Origin of the sequence: Mameliella sp. MMSF_3455, assembly GCF_030733205.1 — a bacterium.
In the GTDB taxonomy this organism is placed as follows: domain Bacteria; phylum Pseudomonadota; class Alphaproteobacteria; order Rhodobacterales; family Rhodobacteraceae; genus Antarctobacter.
The window spans coordinates 20,114-41,822 of sequence record NZ_JASHJL010000005.1 but is presented as its reverse complement, the minus strand read 5'-3'; the positions used below and the strand labels follow the sequence as shown (position 1 = coordinate 41,822).

Here is a 21,709-nt window from a genome sequence, read left to right as displayed (position 1 = left end):
GCAAGGATAGAATGGCGACCATCGACTACGGCCGGGCCGCGAAATACTTTCTGCTCGCGGATTTCGTGAAGGGATTTCAGCTGGGCCTGAAATATTTCTTCGCGCCCAAGGCCACGGTGAACTACCCGCACGAGAAGGGTCCGCTGAGCCCCAGATTCCGTGGCGAACACGCGCTGCGGCGGTATCCCAACGGTGAAGAGCGCTGCATCGCCTGCAAACTGTGCGAGGCGATCTGCCCGGCGCAGGCCATCACCATCGACGCGGAACCCCGCGACGATGGCAGCCGCCGCACCACGCGCTACGACATCGACATGACGAAATGCATCTACTGCGGCTTCTGCCAGGAAGCCTGCCCGGTGGATGCCATCGTCGAAGGCCCGAACTTCGAGTTCTCGACCGAAACACGCGAGGAACTCTACTACGACAAGGCCAAGCTGCTGGAAAACGGCGAACGCTGGGAGGCCGAGATCGCCCGCAACCTGGAACTCGACGCGCCGTATCGCTGACCCACGACAGGACCCGCACGCCCCATGTCCCGCCGACTGAACTCCCTGATCGCTCTCAGCGCGCTTGCCCTTGCGGCGGGCGGCGGAGTTGCGCAGGAGCCGGGCAGCGACGCCTGGAACGAGCGGCGTGCGGCACTGTTCTCGAAGGTCTGCATGGGAACGGCGCCGGGATATGCCGATTTCGCGGCCACCGCGCGCGAGGCCGGTTTGACCCGACAGGATGGTGTCTGGGTGGCCGAGCCGGAAATCGTGGTGAACCTGGTCGAACACGACGGGTTCTGCGACTGTATCATGAGCGTGTCGGCCCCGGATCAGGCGGGAATGGTGGATGCGATCTTTGACCGGCTGATCGCCGATCACGGAGAGCAATTCACCGGCGTGCCCGATGGCCTGGCCAGCGTGGCCCCGTTCCGGCGCGAAGGTGTCGAAGTGGTTTCGATCCTTGAGCCGCGAGAGTATGACGGCACCAAGTGGCTGTCGGCCCGTACAGCGGTTGTCGGCACATGCCCTGCGCTGGAGGCTGGCCAATGAGCGACAGTAACAAGACCCCTTTCGAGCTGATGATGGCCCAGGCCCAGGAAATGGCCAAGGCTTTCAATCCGGCCATGAGCAGTTTCGATCCCAAGGGTTTCGAAAAGCTCTGGCCGACCATGTCCAAGGACGCAATGGAGATGTGGTTCGGCAAGGGCATCTCCAAGCAGGGCCTGGACGCCAAGACGCGCCTTCTGCTGACCCTGTCGGGGCTGACCATGCAGGGCGCGCAGGCCGAAACACCGTTCCGCCTGACCGTGCGCCACGCGCTCGAAGCGGGCGCGACCGAAGAAGAAATCGCCGAGACCATCGGACATATGTCGATGTTCGCAGGCATTCCCGCGATGACCCGCGCAATGGAACTTGCGCGCGAAGTCATCAATGAACACAAGGATGACGAGACATGATGGTCTTTGCCTTCTACCTCTTCGCACTCGGCGCCATCGCGGGCGGCCTGTTCACCGTGGTCAGCCGCAACCCGGTGCACTCGGTGCTCTGGCTGATCCTGGCATTCCTGTCGTCGGCGGGGCTTTTCGTGCTGATGGGCGCGGAATTCGTCGCCATGCTGCTGGTGATCGTCTACGTCGGCGCGGTCGCGGTGCTGTTCCTGTTTGTCGTCATGATGCTGGACGTGGATTTCGCCGAACTGAAGGCGGAAATGGCGCGCTACATGCCGCTGGCCCTGCTGATCGGCCTAGTGATCCTGATGCAGCTGGCAATGGCCTTTGGCGCCTGGCAGGCCTCTGACATGGCGGCGGGCCAGCTGGCGCAGCCCATGCCCGAGGGGATGCACAACACCCAGGCGCTGGGGATGATCCTTTATGACGAATACTTCCTGCTGTTCCAGCTTGCCGGGCTGATCCTGCTGGTTGCCATGATCGGTGCCATCGTTCTGACCCTGCGCCATCGCCAGGACGTCAAGCGCCAGGACATCCTGGCGCAGATGTATCGCGATCCGGCCAAGGCGATGGAACTCAAGGACGTCAAGCCGGGGCAGGGGCTTTGAGCGGGTTCTGGGACGTGGTCCTGTCCCCGACGGGGCTGATGCTCTACGCCGGGTTCTGGGCCTTCAAGATCGTGGCGGGGGCCTGGATCCTGCGGCGGGCCATGCTGCTGCTGCCCGTCCGGGCCCAAGTCTGGACAGAGGACCGGCTGGCCAGGCTGAAACTGCGAGGGCGCCGTCGCCCCTTGGGGTGACCCGCGCGGCGCGAAGACTGACAAGAGGTCGCGGATCAGATCCGGGACAGGGGGCAGAGGACCCCACAGGGCCCGCATCCAGACGGGCCGCAAGAGCGAAAGAGGGCCCCGGCATCCGCGCGGGGCACGATTTGGAAGACCAAAAGCGGGCGACAGGCCCGGAGGGACGCACATGATCGGATTGGAACATTACCTGACGGTGGCGGCGGTGCTTTTCGTCATCGGCATCTTCGGGCTCTTCCTGAACCGCAAGAACGTCATCATCCTGCTCATGAGCATCGAGCTGATGCTGCTGGCGGTGAACATCAACCTCGTCGCCTTCTCGACCCACCTGGGCGATCTCGTGGGGCAGGTCTTTACCCTCTTCGTGCTGACCGTCGCCGCCGCCGAGGCCGCCATCGGCCTGGCGATCCTGGTCTGCTTCTTCCGCAACCGCGGCACCATCGCCGTGGAAGACGTCAACGTGATGAAAGGCTAAAGCCTCATGGAGAGCATCATCCTCTTTGCGCCCCTCGCGGGCGCCCTGATCGCGGGCTTTGGCTGGAAGCTGACCGGCATCCGCGGTGCCCAGTGGATCACCACCGGCCTGCTGTTCCTGGCCTGTGCCTTTTCCTGGATCATCTTCTTTACCCACGGTCCGGACACGCAGCACATCCAGGTCATGCGCTGGATCGAAAGCGGCACGCTGTCGACCGACTGGTCGATCCGGCTGGACCGGCTGACCTCGATCATGCTGATCGTCGTCACCACGGTTTCGGCGCTCGTGCACCTGTATTCCTTCGGCTACATGGCGCATGACGACAACTTCAAGGAAGGCGAGGAGAGCTACAAGCCGCGCTTCTTCGCCTACCTGTCGTTCTTCACCTTCGCCATGCTGATGCTGGTCACCTCGGACAACCTGGTGCAGATGTTCTTTGGCTGGGAAGGTGTGGGCGTCGCCTCCTACCTGCTGATCGGTTTCTACTACCGCAAGCCGTCGGCCAATGCCGCCGCCATCAAGGCCTTCGTGGTCAACCGGGTCGGCGACTTCGGCTTTGCGCTGGGGATCTTCGCGCTGTTCTTCCTGACCGACAGCATCAAGTTCGACGACATCTTTGCCGCCGCGCCCGAACTCGCGGAAACGCAGCTGACCTTCCTCTGGACCAGCTGGAACGCGGCCGAGCTGGTGGCCTTCCTGCTGTTCATCGGCGCGATGGGCAAATCGGCCCAGTTCATCCTGCACACCTGGTTGCCGGATGCTATGGAAGGCCCCACCCCCGTGTCGGCCCTGATCCACGCGGCAACCATGGTCACCGCGGGTGTCTTCCTGGTCTGCCGCATGTCGCCGGTCATGGAATTCGCCCCGAACGCGACCGCGTTCATCACCTTCCTTGGGGCGGTGACGGCCTTTTTCGCCGCGACCGTGGGCCTGGTGCAGAACGACATCAAGCGCGTGATCGCCTATTCGACCTGTTCGCAGCTGGGCTACATGTTCGTGGCGGCGGGCGTGGGCGTCTACTCGGTCGCCATGTTCCACCTCTTCACGCATGCCTTCTTCAAGGCGATGCTCTTCCTTGGCGCCGGTTCGGTGATCCACGGGATGCACCACGAACAGGACATGCGGAACTACGGCGGACTGCGGAAAAAGCTGCCCTATACCTTCTGGGCGATGATGATCGGCACGCTGGCCATCACCGGTGTGGGCATTCCGCTGACCACCATCGGCTTTGCCGGGTTCCTGTCCAAGGACGCCGTGATCGAGAGCGCCTATGCCGGCACCAACGGCGGCTTTGCCTTCTGGGCGCTGGTCATCGCGGCGCTGTTCACCAGCTTCTACAGCTGGCGCCTGATGTTCCTGACCTTCTACGGCAAGCCGCGCGGCGACAAGCACACGCATGAGCATGCCCACGAAAGCCCGACCGTCATGCTGGCCCCGCTGGCCGTGCTGGCGCTTGGCGCAGTCTTCTCGGGGATGATCTGGTACGGCTCGTTCTTCGGCAAGGAGGACTACGTCAACAAGTTCTTCGGCATTCCGGTGGCAGAGGCGGCAGAGCATGGCGAAGCCGCCGATGCGGGCCACGGGGCCGCGGATGATCATCCCGCACCGGCGGCCGATCACGGGGACGATCACGCCGCGCCGGCGGGCGATCATGCGGCGGTCGCCGCGCCCGGGGCAGGGGCCATCTACATGGGCCCGGACAACCACGTTCTGCACGACGCGCACTATGTCCCGAAATGGGTCAAGATCTCTCCGTTCATCGCCATGGTGCTCGGCTTTGTGGTGGCCTTCTGGTTCTACATCGTGAACCCGAAACTGCCCGCGACCCTGGCCGAGAACCAGCGCCCGCTGTACCTCTTCCTGCTGAACAAGTGGTACATCGACGAGATCTATAACTTTCTCTTCGTCCGGCCTGCATTTGCGCTGGGGCGCATCCTGTGGAAGGGCGGTGACGAGTCGATCATCAAGGGCGGCATCAACGGCCTTGCCATGGGGATCATCCCCTTCTTCACCCGGCTCGCCGGCCGGGCACAGTCCGGTTACATCTTTACCTATGCCTTCTGGATGGTGATCGGGATCGCGGTCTTCATCACCTGGATGACGCTCAGCGGAGGGGCACACTAATGGGCAACCTGCTTTCCATCGTCACCTTCCTGCCCGCGCTGGCGGCCCTGATCCTGGGCCTGTTCCTGCGCGGCGACGACGCGGCGGCACAACGCAATGCCAAGTGGCTTGCGCTGATTGCGACGACGGCAACCTTCGTCATCTCGCTCTTCATCCTGTTCCAGTTCGACGCCGGCAACACCGGCTTCCAGATGCTGGAAGAGCGCGAATGGCTTCTGGGCCTCAGCTACCGCATGGGCGTTGACGGGATCAGCGTGCTGTTTGTCATGCTGACCACCTTCATGATGCCGCTGGTCATCGCGGCCAGCTGGGACGTCAGCCACCGGGTCAAGGAATACATGATCGCCTTCCTTGTGCTGGAAACGCTGATGCTGGGCGTCTTCATGGCGCTGGACCTGGTCCTGTTCTACCTCTTCTTCGAGGCGGGCCTGATCCCGATGTTCCTGATCATCGGCATCTGGGGCGGCAAGGACCGGATCTACGCCAGCTTCAAGTTCTTCCTCTACACCTTCCTCGGCTCGGTGCTGATGCTGGTGGCGATGGTGGCGATGTATTCCGACGCGGGCACCACCTGCATCGGCGGTTGTGATGTCTCGCTGTTGAAACACAACTTCGCCTCCGAGAGCTTCAGCATCCTGGGTGTCCAGATCATCGGCGGCATGCAGACGATGCTGTTCATCGCCTTCTTCGCCAGCTTTGCCGTCAAGATGCCGATGTGGCCGGTTCACACCTGGCTGCCCGAGGCACACGTTCAAGCCCCGACCGCCGGGTCGGTCGTGCTGGCCGCGATCTTGCTGAAGATGGGCGGCTACGGCTTCCTGCGCTTCTCGCTGGCCATGTTCCCGGTCGGCAGTGACGTGATGGCGAATTTCGTCTTCACCCTGTCGGTGATCGCGATCATCTACACCTCGCTGGTGGCGCTGGTGCAGGAGGACATGAAGAAGCTGATCGCCTATTCGTCCGTCGCGCACATGGGCTATGTCACCATGGGCATCTTCGCCGCCAACCAGCAGGGCGTTGACGGCGCGATCTTCCAGATGATCAGCCACGGTTTCATCTCGGGCGCGCTCTTCCTTTGCGTGGGCGTGATCTATGACCGGATGCATACCCGCGAAATCGACGCCTACGGCGGTCTGGTGAACCGGATGCCGGCCTATGCGCTGATCTTCATGCTGTTCACCATGGCGAACGTCGGCCTGCCGGGGACCTCTGGCTTCATCGGGGAATTCCTGACGCTGATGGGCATCTTCCAGGTCAACACCTGGGTGGCGGCAGGCGCCGCGACCGGCGTGATCCTGTCGGCGGCCTACGCGCTGTGGCTGTACCGCCGCGTTGTCATGGGCGACCTGATCAAGGAAAGCCTGAAGACCATCAAGGACATGACCGCGCGCGAAAAGGCGATCTTTGCGCCGCTGGTGGTCATGACGATCTGGATGGGTGTCTACCCGGCACCGATCCTGGACCGGACCGGCCCCGCGGTAGAGGCGCTGGTGACGAAATACGACACGGCGCTTGCCGCTGCCGGCCGCACAGAGGCCGACACGCAAGTGGCCGTCGCGGAACACTGAGGGAGAGCGGGACATGATCTCGGCCGATCTGAACATCATCCTGCCGGAAATCCTGCTGTCGGTCTTTGCGATGGCAGCGCTGGTGGGCGCGGTCTATTCGGGCAAGGACAAGCTGGCGCCGCTGCTGGTCTGGATCACCTCGGCGCTGTTCCTGGCGCTGGCCTTCTGGATCGCGACCACGGGGGAGGGCACGCAGGTGGCCTTCAACGGCATGTTCGTGAACGACGGGTTCGCGCGCTTTGCCAAGGTGGTGATCCTGATGTCCGCCGGCGCCGTGCTGCTGATGAGCGAAGGCTACATGCAGCGCCGCGGCCTGTTGCGGTTCGAATATCCGCTGCTCATCACGCTGGCCGCCGTCGGCATGATGATGATGGTCTCTGCCGGTGACCTGATGGCGCTTTACATGGGGCTGGAACTGCAGTCGCTGTCGCTTTACGTCGTGGCCTCGCTGCGCCGTGACAGCGCCAAGTCGACCGAGGCGGGCCTCAAGTACTTCGTGCTGGGCGCGCTGTCCTCGGGTCTGCTGCTCTACGGTGCTTCGCTGACCTACGGCTTTGCCGGAACCACGCTGTTTTCGGGCATCATCCAGACAGCGACCGATGGCGACATGCCGGTTGGCTTGCTGATCGGCCTGACCATGCTGATCGCGGGCCTGGCCTTCAAGGTTTCGGCGGTGCCCTTCCACATGTGGACGCCGGATGTCTACGAAGGCTCGCCCACTCCGGTGACGGCCTTCTTTGCGACCGCGCCCAAGGTCGCGGCGATGGCCCTGTTCGCACGCCTGATGCACGACGCCTTCGGCGAAGCGACCAGCGACTGGGGGCAGGTCATTGCGCTGCTGTCTGTCCTGTCGATGTTCCTGGGCGCGATCGCCGCGATCGGCCAGCGCGACATCAAGCGCCTGATGGCCTATTCCTCGATCGCGCACATGGGCTATGCGCTGATGGGCCTGGCCGCAGGCACCGAGCTGGGTGTGCAGGCGATGCTGATCTACATGGCGATCTACGTGACCATGAACGTGGGCACCTTTGCCTTTATCCTGTCGATGGAACGCGACGGCCAGCCGGTGACGGATATCCAGAGCCTGGGCATGTATTCGACCAAGGAGCCGGGCAAGGCACTGGCGATGCTGGTGCTGCTGTTCAGCCTTGCGGGCGTGCCGCCGCTGGTGGGTTTCTTCGGCAAGCTCTACGTGCTGCGGGCGGCTTACGATGCCGGGCTGGCCTGGCTGGCGGTTGCCGGTGTCGTCGCCTCGGTGATCGGCGCCTTCTACTACCTGCGGATCGTCTACTACATGTATTTTGGCCAGGACCGCGAGGATGCGCTGGACGGGGGCAAATCGCCGGTTCTCTGGGGGTTCCTGATGGTGTCGGCGGTGATCATGGTCGCCGGTGTGGTCAATCTCTTCGGTATCGAGGGCGCGGCGCAGGCCGCGGCTGCGACGCTGGTCAACTGATCCCGCAGCAGCCCGCCCATTCGGGCGCGCTGCGCTTTGGGGGGCGTCATGCCTCTGGCATGCCCCCGTCTGTCCCAGACAGACTGTCCCCGAGGTCTTTTCGAAATCTGAGAAACAGGGGTGCGCGCCATGAACTGGCCCGAGGGCTACGGCCGACGTGTGCTGGCCGAAGTGGACAGCACCAATGCCGAAGCGGCACGGATCGCCGCCGGGCTGAGCGGCCCGGAATGGATCCTCGGGCTGCGCCAGACCGCCGCGCGCGGCAGGCGAGGGCGGCCCTGGGTCAATCCGGCGGGCAATTTCGCTGCGACACTGGTCATCCGTCCCAAGGACACGCCCGAGAAGCTGGCCCTGCGGTCCTTCGTGGCGGCGCTCGCGCTTTACGATGCCCTGACCTCTGTCACCGGGACGGAAACCGGGCTGGCGCTGAAATGGCCCAATGACGTGCTGCTGAACGGCGGCAAGCTGGCCGGGATCCTGCTGGAAGGGATCGGGGGCCCGGGGGGGCACCTGGCCATCGGGATCGGGGTCAACCTCTTGGCCGCACCGGGGCGGGAGGCCGTGGAACCGGGCGCGGTGCCGCCGGTATCTCTCTTGGGGGAAACCGGGATTCGGGTCCTGCCGGAGACCTTTCTGGAGGCGCTGGCAGGCGCCTATGCCACCCATGAGGACCGGCTGACCAGCTACGGGTTCGATCCGATCAGGACGCTCTGGCTGGCGCGGGCGGCACGACTGGGAGAGGTGATCACCGCACGCACGACCCGCGACAGTGTCACTGGCGTCTTCGAGACAGTGGACGGCACCGGCCAACTTGTCCTAAAGACGCCCAAAGGCCGCGTCAGCGTGGCTGCGGCAGAGATCTTTTTCGAATAGGCGGGCCTCATGCTCTTGGCCATCGACTGTGGCAACACCAATACCGTCTTCTCGATCTGGGACGGACAGGACTTCGTCGCCACCTGGCGGACCGCGACAGAGCATCAGCGGACGGCGGACCAGTATTATGTCTGGCTGTCGACCCTGATGGAGTTCCAGGGCATCGAGGCGGACATCACCGATGTCATCGTTTCGACCACGGTGCCGCGGGTTGTCTTCAACCTTCGGGTTCTGGCGGACCGCTATTTCAACACGCGGCCCATCGTCGTCGGCAAACCCGACTGCGCCTTGCCTGTGGCGGTGCGCGTCGACGAAGGCACGCAGGTCGGCCCCGACCGGTTGGTGAACACCGTGGCGGGCTATGACCTTTTCGGGGGCGACCTGATCGTGGTGGATTTCGGCACGGCCACGACCTTTGACGTGGTCGACGTGGACGGGGCCTATGTCGGCGGGGTGATCGCGCCCGGCGTCAATCTCAGCCTGGAGGCGTTGCACCTGGCGGCCGCCGCCCTCCCGCATGTGGACATCACCAAGCCGCAGCGCGTGGTGGGTACCAACACGGTGACCTGCATGCAGTCCGGCGTCTTCTGGGGGTATGTCGGGCTGGTGCGCGAGATCTGCTCGCGCATCAAGGCCGAGCGCGAACGCCCCATGAAGGTGATCGCCACCGGCGGCCTGGCGCCGCTGTTCCAGCAGGCGGACCCCCTGTTCGACGCTTTCGAGGAATTCCTGACCATGCATGGCCTGGTCCGCATCTACAATCACAACAAGAACAAAGAGGCCCACGCATGAGCGACTCCCGACTGATCTACCTGCCCTTGGGCGGCGCCGGTGAAATCGGCATGAACTGCTATGTCTACGGCTATGGCAAACCTGGCGAAGAGCGGCTTATCGTCGTGGACATGGGGGTGACCTTTCCCGACATGGACACGACCCCCGGCGTCGACCTGATCCTGCCGGACATCACCTGGCTGAAAGAGAACAGGAACCGGATCGAGGCGCTCTTTGTCACCCATGCGCATGAGGACCATGTCGGCGCCGTGGGCCACACCTTTGACGCGCTGGGGGTGCCGATTTACGCCCGGGCCTTCACCGCCAATATCGCGCGCGGCAAGCTGGCCGAATACGGCGTCGAGGGACAGGCCGTGCGGACCGTCTCGGCCTGGCCGGAAACCGTCACAGTCGGCCCGTTCAGCGTGGGATTCCTGCCGATCTCGCATTCCATCCCGGAAAGCAGCGCGCTGGTGATCGACACGCCCGCGGGCCGGGTGATCCATACCGGAGACTTCAAGCTGGACCCGACGCCGCTGGTGGGCGAAGCATGGGATCCCGCACTGTGGGAGTCCGTGGCCAAGGACGGGGTCAAGGCACTGGTCTGCGATTCCACAAACGTGTTTTCGCAACACGCGGGACGCTCCGAGGCGACGGTTGGCCCGGCGGTCGAAAAGCTGGTGAGCGAGGCGCGGAACATGGTCGTCGCGACGACCTTTGCCTCCAACGTGGCGCGGGTCAAGACGCTGGCAGAGGCGGGCGACCGCGCCGGGCGTTCGATCTGCCTGCTGGGCCGGGCCATGCGGCGGATGATCGAAGCGGCGGTGGAAACCGGTGTCCTGTCAGGCTTTCCCAAGGTCATCGGACCCGAGGATGCCGCGCAACTCCCGCGTGAGAACGTCATGCTGCTTGTCACCGGCAGCCAGGGGGAACGGCGCGCGGCCAGTGCCCAGCTGGCGCGGGGCAAGTACAACGGGATCGAACTGAAAGAAGGCGATCTGTTCCTGTTCTCCTCCAAGACGATTCCGGGCAACGAACGCGACGTGATCCGCATCATGAACCAGCTCAGCGAAAAGGGCGTGGACGTGGTGGACGACGCGATGGGCGATTACCACGTTTCCGGCCACGCCAATCGGCCTGACCTTGAAACCGTGCAGAACCTGGTCAAGCCGCAGATGGTCGTGCCGATGCACGGCGAACACCGTCACCTGCGGGAACACGTCAAGCTGGCAGGTCAGAACGGCCGCGCAGGCGTTCTGGCGGTCAATGGCATGATGATCGAATTGAGCGGCAACGAGCCGCGCGTCGTGGAATACATCGAAACCGGGCGCACCTACCTGGACGGAAGCGTGCAGATCGGCGCCCTGGACGGCATCGTGCGCGACCGTATCCGCATGGCGCTGAATGGCCATGTGGTCGTGACCGTGATCCTGGACGAGGACGACGAACCGCTGGGAGAGCCCTGGTGCGACCTGATGGGCCTGCCCGAACAGGGCCGCAGCCACGCGCCGCTGGTCGATATCCTCGAAGAGGACCTGGCGCAGTTCATGGGCCGTGCCGGTGGCAAGACGCTGACCGACGATGACAAGCTGGAAGAAGGCCTGCGGCGGGTCGCGCGTCAGACCGCGATGAACGAGATCGGCAAGAAACCCGAGGTGACGGTGGTCGTCAGCCGGCTCAGCTGATCCGGGTAGGCGGGTTGCAGGCAAGGGGAGGCTTGGGCAGGTTGCGGATGTAACCTGTCCAGGAGTCCATTATGCCGTTTCGACCCACTTTGATTGCTTTCTCTCTTGTTGCCGCCACCAGTGCTGGCGCGGAACCTGCGCCGGGCACCGTTCTGGTCTATGATACGTTGAGCGCCGTGATCGGCGACACCCCGGACCAGGAGGAGATGCGGCTGACGCTGTTGCGCGCGCCCGACGGTCTGAACGCGTTTTCGGAATGTCGCGGGCCGACGTTCTGCATGGTCTCTCTGCGTCGTGGGCTGTTTCAATACGTCCGCGCGGCCTATCCCGACGCGGGCAATTTCGATCCCTCTCTGACTTACGATCCCGATGCGTTTGACGACATGGAGATGGTGCAGAAGATCACCGTTTCCGACCAGACGGGCGGTTCCATCTTTCCCCTGGTCGACGGCAAGCGCGTCACCTGGACCGAGACCTGGGCTTCGGACGATTTCAACGCGGTCTATCACATGTCGGTCGAGCAGAGCTGTTGCGTGCCCGCGGACAACCCGCTTGCACACTCGGACGAGGTGTGGACGCTGACATACAAGTTTGAGGAGGTGCAGTCGGACCGCGTGGCCGGCGGTGATTTCACCTATTTCTACGATCCGGAGCTTGGATGGTGGACCGGATCCAAGAGCGTGAACCGCAGCGCGCCCAGCAAGGATGCCCCATTGCGCACCTCGCTGATCGAACATCGATTGAAAGCGATCGAGGCGCCCGAGTGAGGCACGATCCGGGCTTCGGCTGTTGCCGTAGCCCGGTTTCAGGGATCAGCTGGCGCGGCGCTCTTCAAAGCTCAGCGCGATGAATTCGGGCATGTGATCGCCCATGCCGACCACGGTCTTGTCGCGGCCACTGCCGCTGCGACGGTCCGAAGACCGACCGCTGTCCTTGGAGCGCGTCGGCGCCGGACGCGAGTCGCCCTTGTCACTCTCCGAACGACGGCTGCGGCTGCTCTTGCGCGTGCTGTCCTTGGGGGTGTCTTCCTTGACCTCGACAGGGGCCGCCGGAGCGGGCGCGCCGGCCACCGGATTGTCGATGCGCGGAATGTCCTTCTGCAGCAGTTTTTCCACTGCCTCAAAGTATTTCTCGTCCCGCGGGGTGCAGATGGTAAAGGCCTTGCCCGAGCGGCCGGCGCGACCGGTCCGGCCGATGCGGTGGACGTAGTCCTCGGCGTGGCTGGGCACGTCGAAGTTGAACACATGGCTGACGGCGGGAATGTCCAGCCCGCGCGCGGCCACGTCAGAGGCGATCAGCAGGCGCACGTCTCCGCTGCGGAAACCGTCCAGAGTCTTCGTACGCTGCGACTGGTCCAGGTCACCGTGGATCGGAGAGGCATTGTAGCCGTTTTTCTTGAGCGACTTCGCCACCACGTCCACGTCGATCTTGCGATTGCAGAAGATGATGGCGTTGGTGCAGGCCTCGCCCTCGGCGTCGATCAGCGCGCGCAGAACCTTGCGCTTTTCGCTGCCCTCGCGGTCCTTTCGGCTGGGTTTGAAGACAACTGCGGCCTGTTCGATGGTTTCCGAGGCGGTGGCCTGACGGGCAACCTCGATCCGCTGGGGGGCGGAGAGGAAGGTGTTGGTGATGCGCTCGATCTCGGGCGCCATCGTCGCCGAGAAGAACAGCGTCTGGCGGGTGAAGGGGGTCAGGCTGAAGATGCGCTCGATATCCGGGATGAACCCCATGTCGAGCATCCGGTCGGCCTCGTCCACGACCATGATCTCGATGCCGGTCAGCAACAGCTTGCCGCGTTCGAAATGGTCCAGCAGGCGACCCGGTGTGGCGATCAGAACGTCGACGCCCTTGTCGATCAGCTGGTCCTGTTCCTTGAAGGAAACGCCGCCGATCAGCAGCGCCTTGGTCAGCTTGACGTATTTGGAATAGGTGTCGAAGTTTTCCGCCACCTGTGCCGCCAGTTCCCGGGTCGGGCACAGGACAAGGCTGCGCGGCATCCGGGCGCGGGCGCGCCCACGGGCCAGCTTGCAGATCATCGGGAGGGTGAAGCTGGCAGTCTTGCCGGTGCCGGTCTGGGCGATGCCGAGGACATCCTTGCCTTCGAGCGCGTGCGGAATGGCGCCTTCCTGGATCGGCGTGGGTGTCTCGTAGCCGGCCTCTTCGACGGCTTTCAGGACTTTCGGGCTGAGGTTCAGATCAGAGAATTTGGTCATTTATGTCCGATTGGTTTGCGGACACTTTGCCTGGCCCGCGCGTCTGATGGGGAGCGGACCCGTGTGGCCCGGTGGCAGTGCATTCTTCCCCTTGGTGGCGCATCCCTTAGTGAAAACACACAGAAACGTCAATCAAAGCTTGCACCGGTGGGGCGAAGGCAGGCGTTTTCCGGCCTTTATTCGGGTCAATCGGGGCCGTCAGCCCGCATTGACCCCGGGAAAGTGCCGCGCGCGCAGCTGGCCAAGGTTCATCGCCCGGCGCCGCAGCAGTCCCTCGGCCTCCAGCCGGTCGCACAGGGCGCGGTCCGCCACGCAGACCTCGTCGAAGAAGGCGCGCAGCGCGGTCTCGCCGCCCGCCGCCTCGATGCCTCGGAACAACGCGTGGAGGTTGACCGCATCGGCCTGCCGGACCTGCGGTTTCAGTTCCGCGCGGTAGGATCCCCGGGACAGGCGGAACCGGAAAGAAGCGAGGAAATGCTCCCAGCTGTGCGCGTGGAAATGGCCTAGTTCGATCCCGGTCAGGGGGACCTGTCCGGGGTTCTGTATCCCGTTCAGGATCACGTTGTGAATCCTGACCTGCAGATCCTTGGTGCCGGCGCGAAAGAACAGCTTGCCCGCGACATGGCTGAGGAAGCCGCCTGACAACTGCGGGCCCCAGGTCGGAAAACAGACCCGTGCGGCCCGCTGGCGGGCGCCCTGGTCGAGGTGGAAGGCCTTGAATGCGGTCTCGCCCGGGGCGGTGCCGCTCCCCGGCGCCAGCGCCTCTACGGGGCGGATTCGGGCGCAAAGCGCGTCTGCGGGCAGCGCGGACAGTTGCTCGCTCACCGGCGAATCCGGCAGAAGGAACTCGTCGACGTCGATATGCGCCAGCCAGTCGACCTCTGGTTTGCGGTTGTTGGCGTGGCGTGCGTTGGCAGTTTGGCGCGCCTGGTGTTTATCGGGTCGGCCGTTGCGTTTCGCCCACCACGCGTCGTCGGTCTTAATCACGCGAATCTTCGGGTGCGCCTTGAGCACCGCAAAGGTCCGGGGCGCGTCGTCATCAAGGTAAAGATACACCCGATGTGCGCCGAGCTCGAGATGCCACGCGGCGAAATCCAGGATCGCGCGCATAGGTGCCTTGACCGTCGTGACGGTGCCCCAGCGGGTCACGGCAGCGTCCCGAAGACGCGCCGCACGCTGGCGTCAAAATCGAACTCATGCGCCAGAAGCATCCCGTGCCGCGACAGGCGGTCGCGCAGTTCCGGTGTATCGGCACAGATCTCATCGAAGAAGGCGCGCAGGCCTGCCTCGCCTTCTTCGGCTTGCAGGTAAGACAGCAATTCGCCCTGTCCCATTTCGGGACGCGCGTCATTGGCCCGGTACGACCCTTTCTCGCGGCGAAAATCGAGGTGGTCTCGGAAATGGGCCCAATCGGGGGCGTGGAAATGCGCCAGGTAGATGCCGTCCGGTTTGATTCGGTTGGTGGCGTCCTCGCCCTTGTATTTCAGCGTGTGGATGCCCAGCCGCGTGTCGGGAATGCCAGGGCGGGCAAAGATCTTGCCGCCGGTATGGCTAAGGAAGCCGCCAAAGAGATGCAGCCCGAAGGTGGGATAGATTTCCTGCAGCAGGGATTTCTTGATGCCCGCCTGCTTGTGCGTCAGCTTGAAATGTCGCGGCGGTCCGTCCTCGCGGGCCAGTGCCTCGGCCGGGGGGACGCGGGCGATGGCCTTGTCCTGCCCGACACTGGCCAAGATCTCGGCCACGGGGCGGTTGGTGATCAGGAATTCGTCGTGGTCGATGTGCCCCAGCCAATCCAGTGTCTCCGACGTGTCGCGCAGGGTGCGGGTGGCATTGAAGGCCTGCCGCAACTGGTGCTGGGCCATACGGTCCCGACCGGAGGCTTGCCAATAGGCAGCGTCGCATTGCGTGACATGGATACGGGGATGGCGGCCCAGGAAGGCCGCCGCCTCCGCTTCGGGTGCATCAAGATAGAGGTGCAGAGCCTGGGCGCCCATGTCGATGTGATGGGCGGCAAAGCGCGCGATCTGCGGCAGCGGCGCCTTGACGGTGCTGACAAGCCCCCAGCGCAGCGTCTCTGCCGTCTTGCGGGGACGCGCGGGCACGGGTGCGTCGTTGTTCCGGAGCGCGGCCTGGCGGTTGCGCCTCTCCTTGCGGGCGGCCATGACCGCGAGCCGGCGAAAGACGCCTGCGGGGTCGTGGATCAGCAGATCCAGCAGGTGATGGGCGAGGGGGCGGATGACCGCGTCGCCCTCGGCCTCCTGCCAGAGACGGGCGATCAGGTTCACGTCCAGCCCGCCGTCCACCAGCGCATAGCTGTCCATCTGCAGCGGCAACTTGGCCTTGATGCGATCCGTGACCGGAAAGGGCTTTTCCGGAGGTCTGCCACTGTAAAGGCGTTCACTCTCGTAGAGTTTCATCATCCCGAACAGAGCCGTCAGGGCCAACCCTGAACTGCGCTGGATCGGCGTCTCCCCGTGATCGCCGAATGTCGTCACGGCAGAGACCAGCCAGCGTGCGTCGAGCTGTGCCAGCAAGTGATCGCCCTGTTCCGCCCACATGCGTTGGAACAGGTGCGGCGCCTGTCCGGGAAAGGCCCGCTTGCGCAGGTGCGAGATGGTCAGACCGTGCAACACGGTCAATTCGCTTTGCCCCTGCAACTCTTCGCGCAGTTGAAAGATCTTGCGCTGCAGGTTGTCGGCAAAAGGTGGCGCAAACGGTCCCTGCGCCGGATCGGGCACCGGCGTCGCGGCCAGCGCGGCTAGATCGACATCGGAACCCGGCAAGCCGCCATTTCCCGGCAAGGGCGCGCGCCGGGCTTCGTACTGGTCCAGAACGGCCTTGATGCCGCCTTTGTAGGTGGGTGTCCTGCTCATGCCGCTACAGTGGCTTTGGGCGCGTGTCTGGGCAAGTGTCGGACCGGCGAAATCCGCGCACGGGCGGCTTCGATTGCATCTTTGTTCCGGCAGGCGAAGCGTGTAGAGGAGCGCGCATGGCACAGACATCCTTCGAGTTGACAGCCCGCGACGGGCGTGCGCGGCGTGGTGTGATCCGCACCCCGCGCGGCGAAATCCGCACCCCCGCCTTCATGCCCGTGGGCACGGCGGCCACCGTCAAGGGCATGATGCCCGAAAGCGTGGCGGCAACCGGGGCGGACATCCTTTTGGGCAATACCTATCACCTGATGCTGCGCCCGGGGGCCGAACGGGTGGCGCGCCTTGGCGGGCTGCACAAGTTCATGAACTGGGACAAACCGATCCTGACGGATTCAGGGGGCTTTCAGGTGATGAGCCTGGCGGACCTGCGCAAGCTGACCGAGGAAGGCGTGAGTTTTCGCAGCCATATCGACGGCTCGAAACACATGCTGACGCCGGAACGGTCGATGGAGATCCAGAAACTGCTGGGCTCGGACATCGTCATGGCCTTTGACGAATGCCCGGCCCTGCCGGCGGATCGCGACCGGATCACCCAGTCGATGCGCCTGTCGATGCGGTGGGCGCAACGCTCGCGCGATGCCTTCGGCGACCGACCGGAACACATGCTGTTCGGTATCCAGCAGGGCGGGTTGGAAGAGGACCTGCGCGGCGAAAGCGCCGAGGCGCTGAAAGCGATCGGTTTTGACGGCTACGCGGTGGGCGGCCTTGCCGTGGGCGAGGGGCAGGAGGCCATGTTCGGCTGTCTGGACTATGCGCCGGACATGCTGCCAGAGGACAGGCCGCGTTACCTGATGGGCGTGGGCAAGCCGGATGATATCGTCGGCGCCGTCAAGCGGGGCATCGACATGATGGACTGCGTGCTGCCCTCGCGTTCCGGCCGGACGGGGCAGGCCTGGACCCGGCGCGGGCAGGTCAACATCAAGAACGCGCGGCACGCGGAAGATCCCCGGCCCCTGGATGAGCATTGCACTTGCCCGGCCTGCCGGGGCTATTCACGCGCCTACCTGCACCATGTCTTCCGCTCGGGCGAGATGATCTCGGGGATGCTGCTGACCTGGCACAACCTGCACTATTACCAGGAGTTGATGCAGGGCATGCGCAGCGCCATCGAAGCGGGCGATTTCGCCGGGTTCGAGGCGGATTTTCATGCAAAGCGCGCCCAAGGCGACATCGAACCGGTCTGAACCAGCCTTCAAAACTTGAAGCGCGCGTCCCGCGTGCCATCCTTTTCCGAGTGATCAAGGGAGGGGATGATGCGTGTCTTGGGTCTGGTCCTGACGATATTCCTGGCAGGCAGTGCCAGTGCTGACCTGCGCCACCTCGAGACCTTTCCGGGTGTGCGGGCGGTAAGCCTTGCCTATGATGCGCAGGTCTGCGGTGTCTGGGTGGCAAGCGAAAGCTCGGACCTGGTGCTGCTCTCTCCAGCCGGGCGCGAGATCCTGCGGTTCGAGACCGACATGGGCTATGTCCGGTCGGTGACGGTGACCGATGAGGGCGTGCTGATCGCCAATGGCTGGGGGGATTTCCAGTGGGTTGACCGGACGGGGCGCGCATTGGAGGCGCCGTTTTCCCTGAGTGCGACGGTGCGCGACACCGAAGGCATGCATCGCGATGCGGATGGCACCTTCCTCGTGGTCGAGGACGACCCCTCGCGGCTGTTGCGTGTGTCGCCGGACGGGACGGTCCTGATGGAACTCTGGGGCGATGGCTTCGATCCGCCGATGGTCGAGCCGCAGGGCGTCGCGCGGGATCCCTACTCGGGCAATATCCTGGTGGTGGACGACAACGAGGGGCTGAACGCCCTGTTCGAACTGGCGCCGGACGGGCGGGTGATTTCGGTCACGCCGCTGTCGCACTGGGGCTATGACGCCGAAGGGGTGGCTTTGCAGCCGGAGACAGGGACGCTCTTCATCGGGTTCGATGCGGGGCAGGCGCTGGCGATCTTTGACTGGACCCCAACGGAGGTAACCATCGAGCACCCGCTGGAACGCGGGCCGCCTTGTTCCTTCATGTAAGGAACCTGTCAGTCCCGGGGCAGCATCGCGGGCAGATCGGCGCGCAACCGGGCCATGCCGCCGGGGCTCCAGCCCAGCATGGGCAGGCGTTGGCAGACAAGCGGATTGACCGGCCGGTCGCTTGGCGGCGGCGGCGCGTGTGGGCAACCAGTGAGGTTTTGAACCTCGGTCAGCAGGTCGTGACGATCGAGCAGCAGGTCCGAAAGGTGGAAGGCCCCGCGCTCGGCGCTGCCCTGCAGCAGGTGTGCGGCGGCGACCAGATCGGCGCCGTGAACCTCGGTTCCGCGGCGGGGGGCGATGGGACGGCCGGCGAGGTAGTCGGCAAAGAGGTCTCGCCACTTGTGGTCCGGGCCGGATCCGTAGACGCCCGTTGCGCGCAGGCTTTGCCCGATGAGGGGCATTGCAAAGAGATGTGCCTCCGCCACCGCCTTGACCTGACCGTAAAGCGAGGCAGCATGGGGAGGTCTGTCCTCGGTAAGGGGCGTGCCATCCGGCGCGCCGTCAAAGACCGCCCGGGACGACAGGAACTGGATGCGGGTGACACCGGCCTCGGCCGCGGCATCGAAGAGGTGCCTCGTGCCGTCCAGGTTCGCCTGCAGGAAACCGCGTGGGTCGTCGCCCTCGCCGCCGCGATAGCGGCCCGGAACGTGGGAAAACGCGGCATGGATCAGGGTATCGACACCTGCCAAATCCGGTGCCGGGCCGGTCAGATCCCACGGCCGAAACCCATGGCCGGGCAGGGCGCGGCGCCCCAGAACCGTGACCGGGCCGGGAAGGCCCGCCAAGAGAAAGCGGCCCACGAGGCCCGAGGCGCCGGTCAGCGCGATCATGATGGGTTTGGCAGAGCAGCGAGGTCGGGCGTTTCGCCCGCCGCATAGGTGCGCCAGAGCTCGATCAGCGGGCGCAGTCGATCAACCTTGGCGTGGTCCTGCCAGGGTTTTTCATACTGGAAATGCAGAACCTTGATCGAGTCCCAGTTCCAGAGCTCCGGCATGTTGAACCAAGCATATTGCAGCGTGTTGAAGGTAACGGGCAAACCATGCCAGTCGGGGAAGAACGCTTGCAGAAAGGTCTGGTCCGTGCGGCGCCAGAAGGCGCCGGGGGTGTCGAGCCGGGCCAACATGGCGTCGAAGGTCGCCTGCGACGGGCGGGCCGTGAAAACGCCGGAGTTCAAGCGGTGCAAATCGGCCAGGGTCTGGTACAGGTTGGGCGCGGCGCAGAACTCGGGGTAGTCAAAAAGCTTGTCGATGTTGCGCAGGACCAGCGTATCGGCGTCGAGAAAGACCACCCGATCATAGTCCAACTGCCAGACGCGCAGCTTGCAGAAATTGTCGAGCGGCGTGTGAAAGGCCGGCTTTTCGCCCTTGGTGAAGGGGGCGGCGCCGTGCAGGGCCTCGCGCGCGTGGGCGGCGTTGAGAGCCTCCGATGTGGGCAGAAGTTCAGTTTCCACCAGCCGCGCGCCAAGGGCGGTGAGCGGTGCAAGCGACTCAGCAGGCACGCCGCCAGTGTACAGGACGACGCGGTCCGCCGCTGTTCCGCTGGCATTAAGAGAGTGGAGCAAGGCCTTGGCGCCCAACGCGAAATCCGCGTTGGTCACCAGTGTCACATACGCGCGCTTCACGATACGGACCGCAGTGCCTTGCCTTCGGGGTCATGATCGACCTTGGCCGCGATGTCCTTGGTCCAGGCGGACACGGCGGCAACGCGAGAGCGGTCGATGCGGTGGGCGTATTTCTTGGCCACGTCCACGACCTCGGACAGAAGACCCTCGGCCAGTGTCGTCGGGTTCAGACCCAGGTCCAGGAACTGGTCGTTCTTGACGATCAGGTCGTTCTCCGGCGCTTCCTTGCGCGGGTTGGGCACGTATTTCACCTCTGCCCCGGTCAGCCCCGCCACCTTCTCTGCCAGGTCTCGGACGCGGTGCGTTTCGGTCATCTGGTTGAAGATCTTGACGCGGTCGCCCCGGTCCGGTGCGTCCTTCAGCGCCAGTTCGATACAGCGCACTGAGTCCTGGATATGGATGAAGGCGCGCGTTTGCCCACCCGTGCCATGTACCGTCAGCGGATAGCCGATCGCGGCCTGGATCAGGAAACGGTTGAGCACCGTGCCATAATCGCCGTCATAGTCGAAGCGGTTGATCAGCTGTTCGTGGCGCCGGGTCTGGTCGGTATGGGTGCCCCAGACGATGCCCTGGTGCAGGTCGGTGATACGCAGACCGTCGTTCTGGGCGTAGAACTGGAACAGGATCTGATCCAGGCTCTTTGTCATGTGATAGACCGAGCCGGGGCGCGTCGGGTAGAGGATTTCCTGCTCTTTCGGACCCGTGGGTGTGTCGATCGTCACGTCCAGGTAACCCTCGGGGATCGGTGCGCCGACCGAGGAATAGCCGTAGACCCCCATCGTGCCGAGGTGCACCAGATGCGCGTCTATTCCGGATTCGACCATTGCGGCCAAAAGGTTATGCGTCGCGTTGGTATTGTTGTTGACGGTGTAGACCTTGTGGCGGTCGGTCTTCATCGAATAGGGCGCGGCGCGCTGCTCGGCGAAATGGATCACCGCCTCGGGGCGGGTTTCGCCAAGCCACTGTTTAAGGCGCTCATACTCCTTGGCGAGGTCGAGCAGGTGGAAATGGATCGTCTCTCCGGTGACCTCTTTCCAGATGCGGCAACGCTCCTGGATCGAATCCATCGGTGTCAGTGACTGGACGCCCAGTTCTGTGTCGATCCAGCGCCGGGACAGGTTGTCGAGGATGTGCACTTCGTGCCCCTGGGCCGAAAGATGCAGACAGGTGGGCCAGCCGACGAAGCCGTCGCCGCCAAGGATCGCGATACGCATCTGGGGTCTCCTCATGGATGTTTTCGCGCGTTCAAAGCCGCATTAACGGTTGGCCCTAGGGTGCACAACCGGGGAAGTAAAATGAAGCTTTCTTGACAATTGCTGTCATGATTGGTCCTTAGTGCCGTTGAAAATCATTTGTTTTCAAGGGTAGCAGGCGAAATTGATACAGGTGTGATATCGGCGGATCACCGCCACCCGTCAGATCGGGCGGGGGTAGGCGGCCATTCGGCGTAACGCCCTGAACAGCAGGTTCGCGACACTCGTGTCCGGTGATCGTCGCCCGCGGCGACGAGAGGCAGGTCTAGGGACATCAATCTTTGCCCCCGGCACGAGGTGGATGTTGGCCAGGTCGTTGAACGCGCCATACAAGGATCACGAGCGGCCTTGGCGATCCCTAGAGCGGGGGGCAGGGCATTGCCCGGAATCCCGTTCGTGTTCCTTGAGGTCTTGCGGCGCAACTTTCTGCCCGATGGTGGTTGCTGTGGCCTTCCGGGCACGAGCAGAGTTTCCTGCATTGGGAA

At 64.1% G+C, this 21,709-nt stretch carries 21 protein-coding genes; 15 read left to right on the top strand and 6 right to left on the bottom strand.

Features of this window, described 5'->3' with window-relative positions:
- The first annotated feature begins 11 nt into the window (after nt 1-11).
- The 13 genes from nuoI to RBB42_RS04630 all read left to right on the top strand — a co-directional run bounded on the left by nuoI (nt 12) and on the right by RBB42_RS04630 (nt 11,956).
- Nucleotides 12-506 (top strand): NADH-quinone oxidoreductase subunit NuoI, encoded by a 495-nt coding sequence (gene nuoI, locus RBB42_RS04690; RefSeq protein WP_043143624.1) that lies wholly within the window; start codon nt 12-14, stop codon nt 504-506.
- 24 nt (nt 507-530) lie between these two features.
- Nucleotides 531-1,037: a hypothetical protein gene (locus tag RBB42_RS04685; RefSeq protein ID WP_305968356.1), complete on the top strand. Its 507-nt coding sequence runs from the start codon at nt 531-533 to the stop codon at nt 1,035-1,037.
- The gene (locus tag RBB42_RS04680; RefSeq protein ID WP_305968355.1) at nt 1,034-1,444 is read left to right on the top strand and encodes a carboxymuconolactone decarboxylase family protein; all 411 of its coding nucleotides are present in this window, start codon (nt 1,034-1,036) and stop codon (nt 1,442-1,444) included. The genes RBB42_RS04685 and RBB42_RS04680 overlap by 4 nt, the downstream gene beginning before the upstream one ends.
- Nucleotides 1,441-2,043: an NADH-quinone oxidoreductase subunit J gene (locus tag RBB42_RS04675; RefSeq protein ID WP_305968354.1), complete on the top strand. Its 603-nt coding sequence runs from the start codon at nt 1,441-1,443 to the stop codon at nt 2,041-2,043. Before RBB42_RS04680 ends, RBB42_RS04675 begins: the two co-directional genes overlap by 4 nt.
- Complete coding sequence (locus RBB42_RS04670) at nt 2,040-2,234, top strand: hypothetical protein (RefSeq protein WP_305968353.1); 195 nt, start codon at nt 2,040-2,042, stop codon at nt 2,232-2,234. The genes RBB42_RS04675 and RBB42_RS04670 overlap by 4 nt, the downstream gene beginning before the upstream one ends.
- 172 nt (nt 2,235-2,406) lie before the next feature.
- Nucleotides 2,407-2,712 (top strand): NADH-quinone oxidoreductase subunit NuoK, encoded by a 306-nt coding sequence (gene nuoK / locus RBB42_RS04665; protein ID WP_023849383.1) that lies wholly within the window; start codon nt 2,407-2,409, stop codon nt 2,710-2,712.
- 6 nt (nt 2,713-2,718) lie between these two features.
- Entirely contained in the window at nt 2,719-4,836 is a 2,118-nt protein-coding gene (nuoL, locus tag RBB42_RS04660) for an NADH-quinone oxidoreductase subunit L (protein WP_305968352.1), read from the top strand.
- Nucleotides 4,836-6,404, top strand: coding sequence for an NADH-quinone oxidoreductase subunit M (locus RBB42_RS04655; RefSeq protein ID WP_305968351.1), 1,569 nt, complete (start codon nt 4,836-4,838; stop codon nt 6,402-6,404). The genes nuoL and RBB42_RS04655 overlap by 1 nt, the downstream gene beginning before the upstream one ends.
- A 13-nt stretch (nt 6,405-6,417) precedes the next feature.
- The gene (gene nuoN / locus RBB42_RS04650) at nt 6,418-7,860 is read left to right on the top strand and encodes an NADH-quinone oxidoreductase subunit NuoN (RefSeq protein WP_305968350.1); all 1,443 of its coding nucleotides are present in this window, start codon (nt 6,418-6,420) and stop codon (nt 7,858-7,860) included.
- Between the two features lie 129 nt (nt 7,861-7,989).
- Entirely contained in the window at nt 7,990-8,733 is a 744-nt protein-coding gene (locus tag RBB42_RS04645; RefSeq protein ID WP_305968349.1) for a biotin--[acetyl-CoA-carboxylase] ligase, read from the top strand.
- A 9-nt stretch (nt 8,734-8,742) separates the two neighbouring features.
- A complete protein-coding gene (locus tag RBB42_RS04640) occupies nt 8,743-9,525 on the top strand; it encodes a type III pantothenate kinase (protein WP_305968348.1) in 783 nt (260 codons plus the stop codon).
- Complete coding sequence (locus RBB42_RS04635) at nt 9,522-11,189, top strand: ribonuclease J (protein ID WP_305968347.1); 1,668 nt, start codon at nt 9,522-9,524, stop codon at nt 11,187-11,189. Before RBB42_RS04640 ends, RBB42_RS04635 begins: the two co-directional genes overlap by 4 nt.
- Nucleotides 11,190-11,278: 89 nt before the next feature.
- Nucleotides 11,279-11,956 carry a hypothetical protein gene (locus RBB42_RS04630; RefSeq protein ID WP_306043403.1) on the top strand — a complete coding sequence of 226 codons (678 nt, stop codon included), beginning with the start codon at nt 11,279-11,281 and terminating at the stop codon, nt 11,954-11,956.
- 45 nt (nt 11,957-12,001) lie between these two features.
- Here the strand turns inward: RBB42_RS04630 and RBB42_RS04625 are convergent, their stop codons facing one another.
- The 3 genes from RBB42_RS04625 to RBB42_RS04615 form a co-directional block, all read right to left on the bottom strand.
- Nucleotides 12,002-13,402 (bottom strand): DEAD/DEAH box helicase, encoded by a 1,401-nt coding sequence (locus RBB42_RS04625; protein ID WP_305968345.1) that lies wholly within the window; start codon nt 13,400-13,402, stop codon nt 12,002-12,004.
- A 198-nt stretch (nt 13,403-13,600) separates the two neighbouring features.
- Nucleotides 13,601-14,551 (bottom strand): glycosyltransferase family 2 protein, encoded by a 951-nt coding sequence (locus tag RBB42_RS04620; protein ID WP_305968344.1) that lies wholly within the window; start codon nt 14,549-14,551, stop codon nt 13,601-13,603.
- Nucleotides 14,548-16,275, bottom strand: a complete 1,728-nt coding sequence (locus tag RBB42_RS04615) for a glycosyltransferase family protein (protein WP_305968343.1) — start codon at nt 16,273-16,275, stop codon at nt 14,548-14,550. The genes RBB42_RS04620 and RBB42_RS04615 overlap by 4 nt, the downstream gene beginning before the upstream one ends.
- Before the next feature lie 116 nt (nt 16,276-16,391).
- Between RBB42_RS04615 and tgt the strand changes: the two genes are divergently transcribed.
- Together tgt and RBB42_RS04605 are read left to right on the top strand one after the other, a co-directional pair.
- The gene (gene tgt / locus RBB42_RS04610; RefSeq protein WP_305968342.1) at nt 16,392-17,519 is read left to right on the top strand and encodes a tRNA guanosine(34) transglycosylase Tgt; all 1,128 of its coding nucleotides are present in this window, start codon (nt 16,392-16,394) and stop codon (nt 17,517-17,519) included.
- A gap of 69 nt (nt 17,520-17,588) precedes the next feature.
- Nucleotides 17,589-18,350 carry an NHL repeat-containing protein gene (locus RBB42_RS04605; protein ID WP_306043605.1) on the top strand — a complete coding sequence of 254 codons (762 nt, stop codon included), beginning with the start codon at nt 17,589-17,591 and terminating at the stop codon, nt 18,348-18,350.
- Between the two features lie 8 nt (nt 18,351-18,358).
- Here RBB42_RS04605 and RBB42_RS04600 read toward each other — a convergent pair whose 3' ends face one another.
- Genes RBB42_RS04600 through RBB42_RS04590 form a run of 3 tightly spaced genes read right to left on the bottom strand, consistent with a single transcriptional unit; the run spans nt 18,359 to nt 21,185 of the window.
- A complete protein-coding gene (locus tag RBB42_RS04600; RefSeq protein WP_305968532.1) occupies nt 18,359-19,183 on the bottom strand; it encodes an NAD-dependent epimerase/dehydratase family protein in 825 nt (274 codons plus the stop codon).
- The gene (locus tag RBB42_RS04595) at nt 19,177-19,971 is read right to left on the bottom strand and encodes a glycosyltransferase (protein WP_305968340.1); all 795 of its coding nucleotides are present in this window, start codon (nt 19,969-19,971) and stop codon (nt 19,177-19,179) included. The genes RBB42_RS04600 and RBB42_RS04595 overlap by 7 nt, the downstream gene beginning before the upstream one ends.
- Nucleotides 19,968-21,185 carry an NAD-dependent epimerase/dehydratase family protein gene (locus tag RBB42_RS04590; protein ID WP_305968339.1) on the bottom strand — a complete coding sequence of 406 codons (1,218 nt, stop codon included), beginning with the start codon at nt 21,183-21,185 and terminating at the stop codon, nt 19,968-19,970. The genes RBB42_RS04595 and RBB42_RS04590 overlap by 4 nt, the downstream gene beginning before the upstream one ends.
- Nucleotides 21,186-21,709 lie beyond the last annotated feature (524 nt).